We start from the raw sequence: 287 nt of genomic DNA, 5'->3' as shown, positions 1-287 counted from the left end.
ATCTACAGACACTCACTTCACTCACAAAGCATGGCATGATAGCTCAGAAACTATCGGCAAAATCGAATACATTATGATTGGTGACCCAACTCGCACAATCACTACAAACTTCAACGTTATAATGGAAGAAGAAGGCCTTGCTGCTCGTGGTACATTCATCATCGATCCAGACGGCGTTATCCAATCTATGGAAATCAATGCTGACGGTATCGGCCGTGACGCAAGCATTCTTGTTAACAAAATTAAAGCTGCTCAATACGTACGTAACAACCCAGGTGAAGTTTGCC

General features: G+C 43.2%; 1 protein-coding gene. It reads left to right on the top strand.

The features are described from left to right. Positions 1-287 (top strand): redoxin domain-containing protein (locus FE392_RS22900; RefSeq protein ID WP_319931980.1); only part of this gene is annotated, 287 nt, incomplete at both ends.

The sequence above is a fragment of the Xenorhabdus santafensis genome (assembly GCF_033949405.1).
In the GTDB taxonomy this organism is placed as follows: domain Bacteria; phylum Pseudomonadota; class Gammaproteobacteria; order Enterobacterales; family Enterobacteriaceae; genus Xenorhabdus; species Xenorhabdus santafensis.
Note: the sequence above shows the minus strand (reverse complement) of the source record. Positions and strands in the feature narration are given on the sequence as shown.